Below are 15,256 nucleotides of genomic sequence, written 5' to 3'. Positions count from 1 at the left end.
CAAGGCGGCTAGCGAACTCATCCCGATGAGCTTACATCAGTAAGTGATTCGGGTGAGTGAGTGCGGCCAACACTGCTGCGGCGCCAAGGACGAAGGATAAAAAGATAACTAGGCGATATCGACAGGAAACGCAATAACATCACTCAACTTCTCTGCACCCAACGCTAGCATCACCAGACGATCAACCCCTAGCGCGACACCAGAGCAATCCGGTAGCCCATGCTTCAAGGCGGCAATCAGGTTCATATCGATGGGGTGTTCTGGCAAACCACGTTTAGCACGGCTACGGTTATCTTGCTCGAAACGTTGCAGTTGTTCATCACCGTCAGTGAGCTCATGGAAACCATTCGCCAGCTCAATACCTTTGAAGTAAACCTCAAAACGTTCTGCTACCCGATGATCTTCCGTGCTAATGACGGCTAAGGAAGCCTGAGATGCCGGGAAGTGATACACAAAAGCAGGTTTATCGCGGCCAATGTGAGGTTCAACGCCGACAGTGAACAGCAATTGCAACAGTGTATCGCGATCTTCTTCGATGTCAGCGATATTACTGAGATCCAGCTTGGCTGCGGCTTCACGCAACTGCGCTTTGTCTGCTGACAATGGATCGATATCCAGATGGCGCAAGAATGCCTGCTGATAAGACAAGGTTTCTGCGCTATTGCAATCCAGTATTTGCTGTAGCAGGTCATCAACCTCATTCATTAAGCGATACATATCATAATGTGGGCGATACCATTCCAGCATGGTGAATTCAGGATTGTGATGGCGGCCAGCTTCTTCATTGCGGAAACTGCGCCCTAATTGATAAATAGAGCCGCTACCCGCCGCCAGCAGGCGCTTCATGTGATATTCCGGGCTAGTCATCATGTACAGCGTCAAGCCATCGGCAGCGCCCGGGCCAATAAACCGGGTTTGGAAGGGGACCAAATGAATGTCCGTTACTGTCGCTTGGCTCATGGTTGGCGTTTCAACTTCTAATACGCCACGATCGGTGAAAAAACGCCGGATCTCTGCCATTATTGCTGCGCGCTTCAACAAATTGGCGATAGGTGCACTCGGCTGCCAGCTTGCCGTTTCGCTCATGGTGGTTAACTCCGAAATCAAACAGGGGGTGCAGTCTACTCGCATCTCCCCACTCAGACAAATCTGTCATCCATTCCGCAGATTTTCCCCTTTAATTCAGCATTTCACTCTGTGAAAGAGACTTTTGCCCAGCATATCCTGTTTGGGATCACGTTTTCGTCAGTAATGCCCTTGAGACGGTTCAAATAAAACAAAACAATCGATCACATCAAATTTCTGCCACTTAGCATTAGGTATAATTATTTCCATACAAAAAGTAAGAAATAGCTATTCTTAATACCATTATTCTCGTTAACGGCTAATAGGTTAGCCAAATAATAATATTAAAAAACATATTAAGAGTAGAGATTCACTTTATATAGCCAAAGTCATGGAGTTGCAGGTAAACCAAACAAACAATCCCCCTGTAGCTTCAATACTAAGGATATAAGATTTTCACTTGAACAATGGAGAAGCGCAGTGCAAACCTTTAACGCCGATCTTGCCATTATCGGGGCCGGAGGCGCTGGTTTACGTGCAGCAATAGCCGCAGCGGAAGCCAACCCTCAGCTGAAGATTGCTCTGATCTCGAAAGTATACCCGATGCGAAGCCATACTGTGGCCGCCGAAGGGGGATCAGCAGCTGTCACACAGGACCACGATACCTTTGACTACCATTTCCACGATACTGTCGCCGGTGGTGACTGGTTATGCGAACAAGATGTTGTTGACCATTTTGTCCACAGTTGCCCGGAAGAAATGGCACAGTTGGAAATCTGGGGCTGCCCATGGAGCCGTAAACCTGATGGTTCAGTTAACGTTCGTCGCTTCGGCGGGATGAAAATCGAACGTACGTGGTTCGCCGCCGATAAAACCGGCTTCCACATGCTGCACACTCTGTTCCAAACCTCTTTAAAATATCCGCAAATTCAAAGATTTGATGAACATTTCGTGCTAGATATTCTAGTCGATGATGGTCAGGCGCGCGGTGTTGTCGCCATGAATATGATGGAAGGCACCCGAGTACAAATTCGGGCGAATGCCGTGGTCATGGCGACCGGCGGTGCAGGCCGAGTTTATCGTTATAACACCAACGGCGGTATTGTTACCGGTGATGGTATGGGGATGGCATTCCACCACGGCGTTCCGCTGCGGGATATGGAATTTGTGCAATACCACCCTACCGGTTTACCGGGCTCTGGTATCTTGATGACCGAAGGTTGTCGTGGTGAAGGCGGTATTCTGGTCAACAAAGATGGCTACCGCTATTTGCAAGATTACGGCATGGGGCCAGAAACCCCGCTCGGTGAGCCAAAAAACAAATACATGGAATTAGGCCCACGCGATAAAGTCTCGCAAGCCTTCTGGCATGAATGGCGCGCTGGCCGCACGGTTGCAACGCCGCGTGGTGATGTGGTCTATCTGGACTTGCGCCATTTGGGTGAAAAGAAACTGCTTGAGCGCCTGCCGTTCATCTGTGAACTGGCAAAAGCCTATGTCGGTGTTGACCCAGTTAAAGAACCTATTCCAGTACGTCCAACCGCGCATTACACCATGGGCGGTATCGAAACCAACCAACAGTGTGAAACTCGCATCAAAGGGCTGTTCGCCGTCGGCGAATGTTCGTCTGTTGGCCTGCATGGTGCCAACCGTTTAGGTTCCAACTCACTGGCTGAACTGGTGGTCTTTGGCCGTGTTGCCGGTGAACAAGCGGCACTGCGCGCCATGGAAAGCAATCCGGCCAACGGCAGTGCACTGGATGCACAGACCCGTGATGTGGAGACCCGCCTAAGTAACCTGATGAAGCAGGAAGGGACTGAAAACTGGGCTAAGATTCGCGATGAGATGGGCCTGTCAATGGAAGAAGGTTGCGGTATTTACCGTACACCGGAACTGATGCAGAAAACCGTGGATAAACTGGCCGAGCTGAAAGAGCGCTTCAAACGCGTGAAAATCACCGATAACTCCAGTGTCTTCAATACGGATCTGCTGTACACCATCGAGCTTGGCTATGGTTTGGATGTGGCTGAATGTATGGCTCACTCTGCACTGAATCGTAAAGAGTCCCGCGGCGCACATCAGCGTCTGGATGAAGGCTGTACCGAGCGTGATGATGTTAACTTCCTCAAACACACTCTGGCCTTCCATAATCCGGGCGGCGCACCACGTCTTGAATACAGCGATGTGAAAATTACCAAGCTGGCACCGGCAAAACGTGTTTATGGTGGTGAAGCTACCGCACAAGACGCGAAAGATGCACAAGATGCGAAAGATTTAAAGGATAAGGAGCAGGCGAATGACTGATATGAAAGTCCTGAAAATGGAAGTCATGCGCTATAACCCGGAACGTGATAGCGAACCCCACTTCGAAACCTTTGAAGTGCCTTACGATGAGCAAACTTCTCTGCTTGATGCTCTGGGCTATATCAAAGATAACCTGGCACCAGACCTCTCTTATCGCTGGTCTTGCCGGATGGCCATTTGCGGCTCGTGCGGCATGATGGTTAACAAGGTGCCGAAGCTGGCCTGTAAGACTTTCCTGCGCGAATATACAGCGGGTATGAAGGTTGAGGCGCTGGGTAACTTCCCAATCGAGCGCGACCTCGTGGTTGATATGACTCACTTTATTGAGAGTCTGGAAGCCATTAAGCCTTATATCATTGGTAATGAGCGCAAAGCGAAAGACGGCCCAACGAAGCAAACTCCAGCTCAGATGGCGAAATACCATCAGTTCTCCGGCTGTATTAACTGCGGTCTGTGCTACGCCGCCTGCCCACAGTTTGGCCTAAACCCTGAGTTTATTGGCCCGGCAGCTATCACTCTCGCGCATCGCTACAATCTGGACACTCGCGACCACGGTAAGAAAGAGCGTATGCCTCAACTTAACGGGAAAAATGGCGTCTGGAGCTGTACCTTTGTTGGCTACTGTTCTGAAGTTTGTCCTAAGCATGTTGACCCGGCTGCTGCTATCCAGCAAGGCAAGGTTGAAAGTGCTAAAGACTTCATGATCGCCATGCTGAAACCACAATAAGGGAGGGGAACAGTAATGACTACTAAACGTAAAGCTTACGTCCGTACCATGGCCCCGAACTGGTGGCAACAGCTCGGTTTCTATCGCTTTTATATGTTGCGTGAAGGTACATCCGTACCCACTCTGTGGTTCAGTATTCTGCTAATTTACGGTGTGTTCGCACTGAAAAGCGGCCCAGCTGGGTGGGAAAGTTTCGTCGGGTTCCTGCAAAACCCACTGGTGTTATTGATTAATATCATTACGTTATTGGCCGCCGTGTTACATACCAAAACATGGTTTGAACTGGCACCGAAGGCCGCCAATATTATCGTTAATAGTGAAAAAATGGGTCCAGGGCCAATTATTAAGGCCCTGTGGGTTGTGACTGTCGTGGCTACCGCGATCATTCTGGCTGTCGCCTTACTCTAACCCGGAGGAGAACAAGATGAATCAAGTCCCTAAGCGCTCCGATGAACCTATCTTCTGGGGTCTGTTTGGTGCCGGTGGTATGTGGAGTGCCATTATTGCACCTGCCGTTATTCTGCTGGTCGCTATTTTGCTCCCACTGGGTGCTTTCCCTGGTGATGCATTGAGCTATGAACGTGTTTTGGCATTTTGTCAGAGTTTCATTGGCCGCATCTTCTTGCTGCTGATGATTATTTTGCCACTGTGGTGTGCTTTACACCGTATCCATCACGCAATGCATGATTTGAAAATCCATGTCCCTGCAGGGAAATGGGTATTCTATGGTTTGGCTGCCATTCTGAGTGTGGTCACCATCATTGGTGTACTGACACTGTAGATTATCGTTGCCAGACTCTATCAACGGCCTGCGCCTCTGCGGGCCATTTTTTTGCTCTTCCGCTAATACATTCTATCAATAACTCAGATTGTTCCATTTGCCTCTTGCCTAGATGATAGCTATTCTCAATTAAAGACTAATCATTGAAATACTAAGGAATGCAGATGCGCCTGTGGTCAAAATTATCCGTATTAACAGCGACCTTGCTCTCTGTTGCCTGTGGAGTTACGCCGCCAAAAGACGTAAAGATCGTCGATAACTTCCAACTACCCCGCTATCTTGGCACCTGGTATGAAATCGCCCGGTTGGATCACTCCTTTGAGCGCGGATTAGATCATGTTACAGCCAATTACTCACTCCGTGATGATGGCGGTGTAAAAGTGGTTAATCGTGGTTATAACGTGAAGAAGCAACAATGGCAGGAGAGTGTTGGGAAGGCTTATTTCATCGGTTCGCCACAGCAAGCTTCACTGAAGGTTTCATTCTTTGGGCCTTTCTATGGTGGCTATAACGTTATTGATTTAGATGATGAATATCAGCATGCCCTGATTGCTGGCCCGAATCGAGATTACCTGTGGATTCTATCCCGCACACCGACGATTGATACTCAGACCCAACAGCGGCTGGTTGCCGTAGCGCAACATTATGGTTTCCCAGTGGATAAGTTGATCTGGGTTGAGCAGGGAGAGATGAGTTTACGCCAATGATCGCGTGAAGAGTGACATTCGGCTATTGACTCAGGGGGGATATCCCCCCCTGATGATTTATGAGGCCAATTTCAAGCCAATAATTCCCGCTAAAATCAGCCCTAGGCTAAATACTCGCGCCAAGCTGGCTGACTCCCCGAGCAACATAATACCTAGAATGGCCGTTCCCACGGCACCAATGCCGGTCCAGACGGCATACGCCGTGCCCGCCGGTAATGTTTTCATGGCATAGGCCAATAGAAAAACACTGGCTGCCATCGCCACCAAAGTCACAATACTGGGTGTCAGTCGTGTAAAACCATGGGAATACTTCAGGCCAATAGCCCAAATGACTTCTAACAGACCTGCAATAACCAGAATAATCCAAGCCATGGTAACCACCTCGCTCAGGCGGGGTCGTCCCCGAGAAAACCGATGCGTGCTGGGTCGTCCCAAGCAGCAGATAGATAAGAATGATACGTTAGCACGCTAGATAATAAGCAGCAATATCATAAGCAACCAAAAATAAATCCGGCGGCCAATGCCGCCGCTAACAATACAAACAGAGGGTTATTCCGCGCTACGTTCAATGGCACTACCAGCGCTTTGAACATCTTTGCCAACACCTTTGGTGGTATTGCAGGCGCTCAACGAAGAGATAACTAACAATGAGAAAATAACTGCGATGCTTTTCTTCAACATTATAAAAATTCCTTATAGTGCGTGAGTAGGTTCGCCCTATAAGGATAGTCAAAAAAACAACATTGCACTTTTTCCGACTTGAAATGCCAGCAGTAGGCCAAGCCCAGATAGCAGAAAACCGCCAATTCAGCGGTTTTCTTTCGTTCTCAGCGTAACCGACTTACTTCACGCGAGAAACGTATTCGCCAGAGCGGGTGTCAACTTTGATGACTTCGCCAACCTGTACGAATAGTGGCACTTTGACCACTGCACCGGTGCTCAGAGTTGCAGGCTTACCACCAGTACCAGCAGTATCACCTTTCAGACCTGGGTCAGTGTCAACAATTTCGAGTTCAATAAAGTTTGGTGGAGTGACAGCGATAGGCTGACCATTCCACAGAGTTACGATGCATTCTGCCTGATCAATCAGCCATTTAGCATTATCGCCAATCGCTTTAGCATCAGCTTGCAGCTGTTCGTAAGTCTCGTTATTCATGAAGTGCCAGAACTCACCGTCGTTATACAGGTAAGTCAGGTTCAGATCGTTAACGTCCGCACCTTCCAGAGAATCGGTTGATTTGAAGGTCTTTTCAACACGTGAGCCGGTCAACAGGCGGCGCATCTTAACACGAGCAAAAGCCTGACCTTTGCCGGGTTTTACGAATTCGCTGGACTCAACTGCATAAGGCTCGCCCTCGAACATGATTTTAAGACCGGGACGAAAATCGTTGCTATAATAACTGGCCATTATGGTCCTCAAGAAACTGGTAGTAAGCCTAAAAAATGGCAAGTATTGTAACCCGAAACATGCCAATTAGAGAAGATTGGTTGCAACAACTCGCCGATGTAATTACAGATCCGGACGAATTGCTAAGAATTTTGTTCTTAAATGAACACCCTAACCTGCAACAAGGCACCGCAGCGCGTCGTTTATTTCCCTTAAGAGTGCCCCGTGCATTTGTCGCACGTATGCAACCGGGAAATCCATCAGACCCTTTACTGCTGCAAGTGCTCACTGCACGCGAAGAATTTATCGCGGCCCCCGGCTTTACCAACGATCCACTCGATGAGCAGCGCAGTGTTGTCCCCGGATTGTTACACAAATACCGCAACCGCGCATTATTGCTGGTCAAAGGCGGCTGCGCCGTCAATTGCCGCTACTGTTTCCGCCGCCATTTTCCTTATCAGGATAACCAAGGCAACAAAGCCAATTGGCAGCAAGCACTGGATTATATCCGCCAGCATCCTGAACTGGACGAGATTATTTTCTCGGGCGGCGACCCATTAATGGCAAAGGACAGTGAACTCAGTTGGTTAGTGGGTGAATTAGAAAATATCCCCCACATCAAACGGTTGCGTATCCATAGCCGCTTGCCGGTGGTGATCCCCGCTCGTATTACTCCAACACTGTGTCAGTTGCTAGGTGATTCACGATTACAGGTATTGATGGTTACACATATAAACCATGCCAATGAAATCGACTCATCTTTCCGTGACAGTATGGCACAGTTGAAACGGGCGGGAGTCACACTGTTAAACCAGAGTGTGTTGCTACGTGGGGTCAATGATGATGCAGACGTATTGGCGACATTAAGTAATGCTTTGTTTGATGCTGGAATTCTGCCTTATTACATCCATGTGCTGGATAAAGTGCAAGGCGCGGCCCACTTTATGGTTGATGATGATGAAGCTCGGCAATTAATGAAAGGGTTACTGAGTCGGGTATCAGGCTATTTGGTACCCCGTTTGGCACGAGAAATTGGGGGGCAGCCCAGCAAAACACCGCTGGATCTTCGATTAATGCAGAGCGAATAAGGGCAAGTCAGGGGATACGACGCGCCCCTGACTTATTTACATTGGCGCTTAAACTATTAAGGGCACTTGTAAACTTCACCGACCATTTTGCTGTCGAGTGGCGCGAAGCTTGATAAGAAGGTTTCGCTTGGGCTGGTTGCACCATAGATAACATTGCCGCCCATGGCTGCTGCTTTGTTGCGCAGGTCATTTGCCGCACCGCGCATCGAGCTGCTTTCACCGCCGCCGCCAGATATCCAATTGCTCTGAGTACCGGTGACCTGACCCACCAACTGGCATTCACTACCCGGTTTTGTATCGGAGAACTTCACTTGCTCGCCCGCCGCACTCAATTGATTAGTGGAGCTACAACCTGCCAGCAACAGCGCTGCTGAAAGACCAAGTAACACTTTAATCCGCATTTTTTTCCCCATTCGAAGTTGAGAATCACGCTAAAGATTACCAGAAAGCACCGCCGCCGCTTAGGCATCCGTTGCCGAAATTATCCAGGTACCCGATTTCGAGACTGATGGTTAATGAGTAACAGTTTACACATTAAATCAGAAACTAAGATAATAAAAAGTCCGGCAATCATCACTCTGGCAAAATAAAGCCACTTTTACAGCACCGAGTTGCAAAATATGAGTCAGAGAAAATCTTGTTTCCAGATAAGGCCAAGTATAAGGCTTTGTTGGGGCGAGGTTATGACAGGTTTGATTTATTGCCGGTTTTTCTTTTCATAAAAAATAAGAGTGAATCTCACCAAAAATAAAAGCGAGCAGGTTTCCCCACTCGCTTTCATCAACAGCTTGTCCCTTAGGCTACCAAACTTATGGTCGCTCAAAGGGTTGGCAGCATTACATCATGCCGCCCATGCCGCCCATACCACCCATGCCGCCAGCGCCCATATCAGCACCTTTGTCATCACGTGGCAGGTCAGTGATCATGCACTCGGTGGTGATCATTAGGCCAGCAATAGAGGCTGCGTACTGCAGAGCAGAACGAGTCACTTTAGTTGGATCCAGGATACCCATCGCGATCATGTCGCCGTATTCTTCGCTGTATGCGTTGTAACCGTAGCTACCTGAACCCGCTTTAACGTTGTTCGCGATAACAGAGGCTTCTTCACCGGCGTTAACTACGATCTGACGCAGTGGAGATTCCATCGCACGCAGAGCAACTTTGATACCCACGTTCTGGTCTTCGTTGTCGCCTTTCAGGCCAGAAGCAGTGATAGCAGATGCAGCACGAATCAGTGCAACACCACCACCAGCAACCACGCCTTCTTCTACCGCAGCACGAGTTGCGTGCAGAGCATCTTCAACGCGAGCTTTCTTCTCTTTCATTTCAACTTCAGTTGCGGCGCCAACTTTGATAACGGCAACGCCGCCAGCCAGTTTAGCAACACGCTCTTGCAGTTTTTCTTTGTCGTAGTCAGAAGTCGCATCTTCAATTTGCTGACGGATCTGAGTAACACGGCCCTGGATTGCAGCTTCGTCACCTACACCATCGATGATGATAGTGGTGTCTTTGTTGATAACAACACGTTTTGCCTGACCCAGATCTTCCAGAGTGGTTTTTTCCAGTTCCAGACCGATTTCTTCAGAAATAACAGTACCAGAAGTCAGAGTCGCGATGTCTTGCAGCATGGCTTTACGACGATCGCCGAAACCAGGTGCTTTAACTGCAGCCACTTTAACAATGCCGCGCATGGTGTTAACCACCAGAGTTGCCAGCGCTTCGCCTTCAACGTCTTCTGCGATGATCAGCAGTGGTTTACCGGCTTTCGCTACTGCTTCCAGAACTGGCAGCATTTCACGGATGTTAGAGATTTTCTTGTCAGCCAACAGGATGAATGGGCTTTCAAGTTCAATTGAACCAGTTTCTGGTTTATTGATGAAGTAAGGAGACAGGTAGCCACGGTCGAACTGCATACCTTCTACAACGTCCAGCTCGTCTTGCAGGCCTGAACCTTCTTCAACGGTGATAACGCCTTCTTTACCGACTTTTTCCATCGCTTGTGCAATCAGCTCACCAACAGTTGAGTCTGAGTTTGCAGAGATGGTACCTACCTGGGCGATAGCTTTAGAATCAGAGCAAGGCACAGACAGTTTTTTCAGTTCTTCAACCGCAGCGATAACAGCTTTATCGATACCGCGTTTCAGATCCATTGGGTTCATGCCGGCCGCTACAGCTTTCAGGCCTTCAGTGATGATGGATTGAGCCAGAACAGTTGCAGTGGTAGTACCGTCACCTGCCGCGTCATTCGCTTTAGAGGCAACTTCTTTAACCATCTGTGCACCCATGTTCTCAAACTTGTCTTCCAGTTCGATCTCACGTGCAACAGATACACCATCTTTGGTGATAGTTGGAGAGCCGAAAGACTTGTCCAGAACTACGTTACGGCCTTTCGGGCCTAGGGTCACTTTCACTGCATCAGCAAGGATGTTTACGCCGCGTAGCATTTTGATGCGTGCGTCGTTACCGAATTTTACGTCTTTAGCTGCCATTGGTATTTCCCTTAACTCGTTCAGTTCAGAAGATTAGAGAGCGTGATTACGCTTCAACAATTGCCAGAATGTCGCTTTCGGACATGATCAACACTTCTTCATGGTCGATCTTCTCTGACTTCACGCCGTAACCATCGTTGAAAATAACGACGTCGCCAACTTTCACATCCAGCGGCTTAATTTCACCGTTATCCAGGATGCGACCATTGCCGACAGCCAGAACTTCACCACGGGTAGATTTACCCGCTGCAGTGCCAGTCAGAACGATGCCGCCAGCAGACTTGGATTCAACTTCTTTGCGCTTGACGATAACGCGGTCATGCAATGGACGAATTTTCATTGATAGCTCTCCTATGAGAAGGTCCGTATCAGATTTAGGATTAATATCGGCATGCCTTCATAACCGATACCGTGCCTTCCTTAATGGGGGCGGCTTCTCATCCCTTCAAGGGAGACGACAAAAAAAAATTCATTTTTTTCTCGTCCTAAGATGGCTGTTTTGAGCCACCTCACCGCCCACAGTGAAAAGAAAACACTGTGATTTACTTTATAAATTTATGATTAATAAACAGGCTATTAGAGTGAACCTTCGGTTTACTTATCATCTTTAAAACGATTATCTGTCGATTTATCATCCTCATCCGGACGATGCTCGACAATGAAGCTCTCATCAGCTTTGCGCTGAAACTCACCGTCAAAAGTATTTCCGCCGCCCATTGGGCCGCTACCGGTGCCAAAACTACCGCCACGGTAAATGTGCAAATGTGGCATCAACTTTAATGTTAATGACTTTTGAATCGGGGGTAAGAGCAGCAGCAAACCGAGGAAGTCGGTGAAAAAGCCCGGGATCAACAGCAAGAAACCCGCCAATACCAGCGAGACACTTTTGACCATTTCTGCCGCCGGGCTTTCACCCGCAGCCAGTTTTTGCTGCATCTGCATAAAGGTTTTGATGCCCTGGTTACGCACCAGAGAGATCCCCACACAGGAGCTCAGGATCACTAGCAGCAGGGTAACCAGCACACCCAGTACGGCTGCGACCTTGATAAATATCGATATTTCTATATATGCCAATAAAAATATCAGCGCTAACGGTAACCAACGCACCGCATTCTCCTTATTTCAATCATTCAATATCCCTCATCAGGTTAAACCTGCCTGACAGATACCATGAAAACCTTGACCCAGTTGGCGCTGACACGACCTTTTCCCCTCATACTTCAAACTGCATATGCGTTGGCTGCATTCAATCACCCGAATCACTTACTCAAGTAAGCTCATTGGACTCATTCGCTTGCCGCCTTCCTGCAACTCGAATTATTTGGGGTATATATCTAGATTTCGGCGTCAGCTCCCCTCTTCGACGTGGGTCGACAATCATAAAGTGGTGGTGGTCGAAGTACTTTTCAAGTTGAGGGCATACTTTTATTACTCATTTGTGCAACTGTGAGAGAAATCACAGATATCAGATCCTCTTAATTAATTCCGACCATATAGTGATCCTAGTTCAAGGCTTTTTCTCGCTAAGCAGCATATGATCCTGTTAGCAACATGATGAATGGTTAATCTTTCCGCACTAAAGGTTCATAGCGGCATCAATGTTGCCCACGGCGACATAATTTAGTTAACAAATACAAAACAAGACAGCACATTAGAGAAGGTTCTCATGTCAAATAACATTCGTATTGAAGAAGACCTGTTAGGTACACGAGAAGTCCCCGCAGAGGCTTACTACGGTGTTCATACCCTGCGTGCGATTGAAAACTTCTATATCAGCAACAGCAAGATCAGTGATGTTCCCGAATTTGTACGCGGCATGGTTATGGTAAAAAAAGCGGCGGCAATGGCGAACAAAGAGCTACACACTATTCCACGCAAAATTGCAGACATCATTATTCAGGCATGTGATGAAGTTCTGGATAAAGGCAAATGCATGGATCAGTTCCCGGTTGACGTGTTCCAAGGCGGCGCCGGTACCTCTTTAAACATGAATACCAACGAAGTTCTGGCCAATATCGGTCTGGAACTGATGGGGCACCAAAAAGGGGAATATCAATATCTCAACCCTAATGACCATCTAAACAAGTGCCAATCCACCAACGATGCCTACCCAACCGGCTTCCGCATTGCGGTCTACGCCTCCATTATGAAATTGATCGACGCGATCAACGAATTGGGCGAAGGTTTCGGTAGAAAATCCAAAGAATTCGAAAAAATTCTGAAAATGGGTCGTACCCAGCTACAGGATGCAGTTCCAATGACTCTGGGGCAGGAATTCCGTGCCTTCCAGGTATTGTTGAACGAAGAAACCAAAAACCTGCAACGTACCGCAGAGTTACTGCTGGAAGTTAACCTGGGTGCAACGGCTATCGGTACTGCCTTGAACACACCAGAAGGTTATCAGCAACTGGCTGTTCAAAAACTAGCTGAAATCAGTGGGCTGGCATGTGTACCAGCAGAAGACTTGATTGAAGCAACATCTGACTGTGGGGCTTACGTAATGGTGCACAGTGCGCTGAAACGTCTGGCAGTTAAGATGTCGAAAATCTGTAATGACTTACGTTTGCTCTCCTCTGGCCCGCGTACTGGTCTGAATGAAATCAACCTGCCAGAATTGCAGGCCGGTTCCTCAATCATGCCAGCCAAAGTTAACCCGGTTATTCCTGAAGTTGTTAACCAGGTTTGTTTTAAGGTGATCGGCAACGACACTTGCATTACTATGGCGGCCGAAGCAGGCCAGCTCCAGTTGAACGTCATGGAGCCAGTGATTGGCCAGGCTATGTTTGAGTCCATTCATATCCTGACAAATGCTTGCTATAACCTGTTGGAAAAATGCATTAATGGCATTACGGCCAACAAAGAGGTCTGCGAGCGTTACGTCTTTAACTCTATCGGTATCGTTACCTATCTTAACCCATTCATTGGCCACCATAATGGTGACATTGTCGGTAAGATCTGTGCGGAAACCGGTAAGAATGTGCGGGAAGTGGTTCTGGAACGCGGTTTGCTCACTGAAGCCGAGTTAGACGATATTTTCTCTGTCGAGAACCTGATGCATCCTGCCTATAAGGCGAAACGTTATACCGATGAAAATGAACAATAAAATAATCATCCGGTAGCCCTATAAGGCACGTATGCTCCTCTGGACAACGTGCCTTTTTAGTTTCTGGTAAACACAATTATTTAACGTTTAAAGTTCAATTTAAACAAGTTGTTTCAAATTATAAACAAGGGGTAAAGCTATGATAGCCGTAGAATTAGTCATCGTTCTGCTGGCCATTTTTTTAGGGGCCAGATTAGGCGGTATCGGTATCGGATTTGCGGGCGGGATTGGTGTTTTGGTGTTGGCGATCATTGGCGTCAAACCAGGCAGCATTCCCTTTGACGTTATTTCAATCATCATGGCTGTTATCGCCGCAATCTCTGCAATGCAGGTGGCGGGCGGTATGGATTATCTGGTGCAGCAGACTGAAAAATTGCTGCGTAAGAATCCAAAACACATCACCATCCTTGCTCCGCTGGTCACCTATTTTCTGACCATCTTTGCCGGGACAGGTAATATTTCTCTGTCAGCCCTGCCGGTTATTGCTGAAGTGGCGAAAGAACAAGGCATCAAACCTTGCCGCCCTCTGTCAACCGCAGTTGTCTCCGCGCAGATTGCTATCACCGCCTCACCTATTTCTGCGGCAGTTGTCTATATGTCTTCTGTCATGGAAGGCCACGGCGTCAGCTACTTACATTTACTGATGATAGTTATCCCATCCACCCTACTTGCGGTGTTTGTGATGTCACTGATCGTCTCTTGGTGCTTTAACTCCAAACTTTCCGATGACCCAATCTATCTGAAACGTTTAGAAGAAGGTTTGGTAACACTACGTGGTGACACGGTAAAAGTGATTAAACCACGGGCTAAAACCTCAGTATTGCTGTTCCTGGCAGGTGTATTGTGTGTTGTGGCTTATGCCATCATCAACAGCCCAAGTGTCGGTCTGGTGGCAACACCGCTGATGAATACCACCAATGCTATTTTGATCATCATGCTGAGTGTGGCGACTATCACCACTATGGTGTGTTCGGTTGATACCGACTCAATCCTGAACTCCAGCACTTTTAAAGCGGGTATGAGTGCTTGTATCTGTATCCTCGGTGTAGCTTGGTTGGGTGATACCTTTGTACAACACAATCTGGAGTGGATTAAAGAAACTGCGGGTAGCTTGATTCAGGCTCACTCATGGTTGCTGGCTGTTATCTTCTTCTTCTGTTCAGCCCTGTTGTACTCTCAGGCGGCAACTGCCAAGGCATTGATGCCAATGGCAATGGCACTGAACGTATCACCACTGGCCGCGATTGCTTCTTTCGCAGCGGTTTCTGGTCTGTTCATTCTGCCTACCTACCCAACACTGGTTGCGGCAGTACAAATGGATGACACCGGCACCACCCGTATTGGTCGCTTCGTGTTCAACCATCCGTTCTTCATCCCTGGCACCATCGGGGTGGCACTGGCTGTTTGCTTCGGCTTTGTGATGGGCGGTTTGGTGTTGTAATCACTTAAGTAATTTCATCGGATTGGGGCGCATCATGCGCCCTATTTCCTCAGCTATATCCCATCGTTACACAAATCATCTTCTGACCCAGCCAAGCTTCGCGTTATAGTACTTTTGCTATCCATGTAACTTATCGTCATATAAGCCACGCGACCTACGAGGTT

The 15,256-nt window shown here is 48.1% G+C and carries 16 protein-coding genes; 8 read left to right on the top strand and 8 right to left on the bottom strand.

What is annotated here, in order from left to right; translation table 11 throughout:
* Positions 1 to 108: 108 nt before the first annotated feature.
* A complete protein-coding gene (gene epmA, locus N0H69_RS01945; protein ID WP_050152039.1) occupies positions 109 to 1,086 on the bottom strand; it encodes an elongation factor P--(R)-beta-lysine ligase in 978 nt (325 codons plus the stop codon).
* A 459-nt stretch (positions 1,087 to 1,545) separates the two neighbouring features.
* On the opposite strand from epmA, the gene frdA reads away from it, so the two are divergent.
* The 5 genes from frdA (at position 1,546) to N0H69_RS01920 (ending at position 5,584) form a co-directional block, all read left to right on the top strand.
* Complete coding sequence (frdA, locus tag N0H69_RS01940) at positions 1,546 to 3,369, top strand: fumarate reductase (quinol) flavoprotein subunit (RefSeq protein WP_050110975.1); 1,824 nt, start codon at positions 1,546 to 1,548, stop codon at positions 3,367 to 3,369.
* Positions 3,362 to 4,096, top strand: coding sequence for a succinate dehydrogenase/fumarate reductase iron-sulfur subunit (locus N0H69_RS01935; RefSeq protein ID WP_050110974.1), 735 nt, complete (start codon positions 3,362 to 3,364; stop codon positions 4,094 to 4,096). Before frdA ends, N0H69_RS01935 begins: the two co-directional genes overlap by 8 nt.
* 15 nt (positions 4,097 to 4,111) lie before the next feature.
* Positions 4,112 to 4,504 (top strand): fumarate reductase subunit FrdC, encoded by a 393-nt coding sequence (frdC, locus tag N0H69_RS01930; RefSeq protein WP_050110973.1) that lies wholly within the window; start codon positions 4,112 to 4,114, stop codon positions 4,502 to 4,504.
* Between the two features lie 16 nt (positions 4,505 to 4,520).
* Entirely contained in the window at positions 4,521 to 4,877 is a 357-nt protein-coding gene (gene frdD, locus N0H69_RS01925) for a fumarate reductase subunit FrdD (RefSeq protein ID WP_050110972.1), read from the top strand.
* Between the two features lie 164 nt (positions 4,878 to 5,041).
* Entirely contained in the window at positions 5,042 to 5,584 is a 543-nt protein-coding gene (locus N0H69_RS01920; RefSeq protein WP_050110971.1) for a lipocalin family protein, read from the top strand.
* Between the two features lie 57 nt (positions 5,585 to 5,641).
* Here the strand turns inward: N0H69_RS01920 and sugE are convergent, their stop codons facing one another.
* From sugE to efp, 3 genes are all read right to left on the bottom strand, one after another.
* Positions 5,642 to 5,956 (bottom strand): quaternary ammonium compound efflux SMR transporter SugE, encoded by a 315-nt coding sequence (gene sugE / locus N0H69_RS01915; RefSeq protein ID WP_050099755.1) that lies wholly within the window; start codon positions 5,954 to 5,956, stop codon positions 5,642 to 5,644.
* Positions 5,957 to 6,133: 177 nt separating this feature from the next.
* Positions 6,134 to 6,265 carry an entericidin A/B family lipoprotein gene (locus N0H69_RS01910; RefSeq protein ID WP_004706993.1) on the bottom strand — a complete coding sequence of 44 codons (132 nt, stop codon included), beginning with the start codon at positions 6,263 to 6,265 and terminating at the stop codon, positions 6,134 to 6,136.
* Positions 6,266 to 6,425: 160 nt separating this feature from the next.
* The gene (efp, locus tag N0H69_RS01905) at positions 6,426 to 6,992 is read right to left on the bottom strand and encodes an elongation factor P (RefSeq protein ID WP_032910408.1); all 567 of its coding nucleotides are present in this window, start codon (positions 6,990 to 6,992) and stop codon (positions 6,426 to 6,428) included.
* Between the two features lie 35 nt (positions 6,993 to 7,027).
* Here efp and epmB point away from each other — a divergent pair, with 35 nt between their 5' ends.
* Positions 7,028 to 8,059, top strand: a complete 1,032-nt coding sequence (gene epmB, locus N0H69_RS01900; RefSeq protein WP_050110970.1) for an EF-P beta-lysylation protein EpmB — start codon at positions 7,028 to 7,030, stop codon at positions 8,057 to 8,059.
* A 56-nt stretch (positions 8,060 to 8,115) separates the two neighbouring features.
* Here the strand turns inward: epmB and N0H69_RS01895 are convergent, their stop codons facing one another.
* The 4 genes from N0H69_RS01895 to N0H69_RS01880 form a co-directional block, all read right to left on the bottom strand.
* The gene (locus N0H69_RS01895; protein WP_050110969.1) at positions 8,116 to 8,460 is read right to left on the bottom strand and encodes a DUF4156 domain-containing protein; all 345 of its coding nucleotides are present in this window, start codon (positions 8,458 to 8,460) and stop codon (positions 8,116 to 8,118) included.
* A 435-nt stretch (positions 8,461 to 8,895) separates the two neighbouring features.
* Positions 8,896 to 10,548 (bottom strand): chaperonin GroEL, encoded by a 1,653-nt coding sequence (groL, locus tag N0H69_RS01890; protein WP_004706989.1) that lies wholly within the window; start codon positions 10,546 to 10,548, stop codon positions 8,896 to 8,898.
* Between the two features lie 46 nt (positions 10,549 to 10,594).
* Positions 10,595 to 10,888 carry a co-chaperone GroES gene (locus N0H69_RS01885; RefSeq protein WP_048618980.1) on the bottom strand — a complete coding sequence of 98 codons (294 nt, stop codon included), beginning with the start codon at positions 10,886 to 10,888 and terminating at the stop codon, positions 10,595 to 10,597.
* A gap of 254 nt (positions 10,889 to 11,142) precedes the next feature.
* Positions 11,143 to 11,655 (bottom strand): FxsA family protein, encoded by a 513-nt coding sequence (locus N0H69_RS01880; protein ID WP_050110968.1) that lies wholly within the window; start codon positions 11,653 to 11,655, stop codon positions 11,143 to 11,145.
* Positions 11,656 to 12,214: 559 nt separating this feature from the next.
* Between N0H69_RS01880 and aspA the strand changes: the two genes are divergently transcribed.
* Both aspA and N0H69_RS01870 read left to right on the top strand, forming a co-directional pair.
* Positions 12,215 to 13,651, top strand: a complete 1,437-nt coding sequence (gene aspA / locus N0H69_RS01875) for an aspartate ammonia-lyase (RefSeq protein ID WP_004706985.1) — start codon at positions 12,215 to 12,217, stop codon at positions 13,649 to 13,651.
* Positions 13,652 to 13,790: 139 nt separating this feature from the next.
* A complete protein-coding gene (locus tag N0H69_RS01870; RefSeq protein WP_050110967.1) occupies positions 13,791 to 15,092 on the top strand; it encodes an anaerobic C4-dicarboxylate transporter in 1,302 nt (433 codons plus the stop codon).
* Positions 15,093 to 15,256: the final 164 nt, after the last annotated feature.

The organism is Yersinia alsatica, from assembly GCF_025133195.1.
Taxonomy (GTDB): Bacteria; Pseudomonadota; Gammaproteobacteria; order Enterobacterales; family Enterobacteriaceae; genus Yersinia; species Yersinia alsatica.
This window is presented reverse-complemented; position numbering and strand designations above follow the sequence as displayed.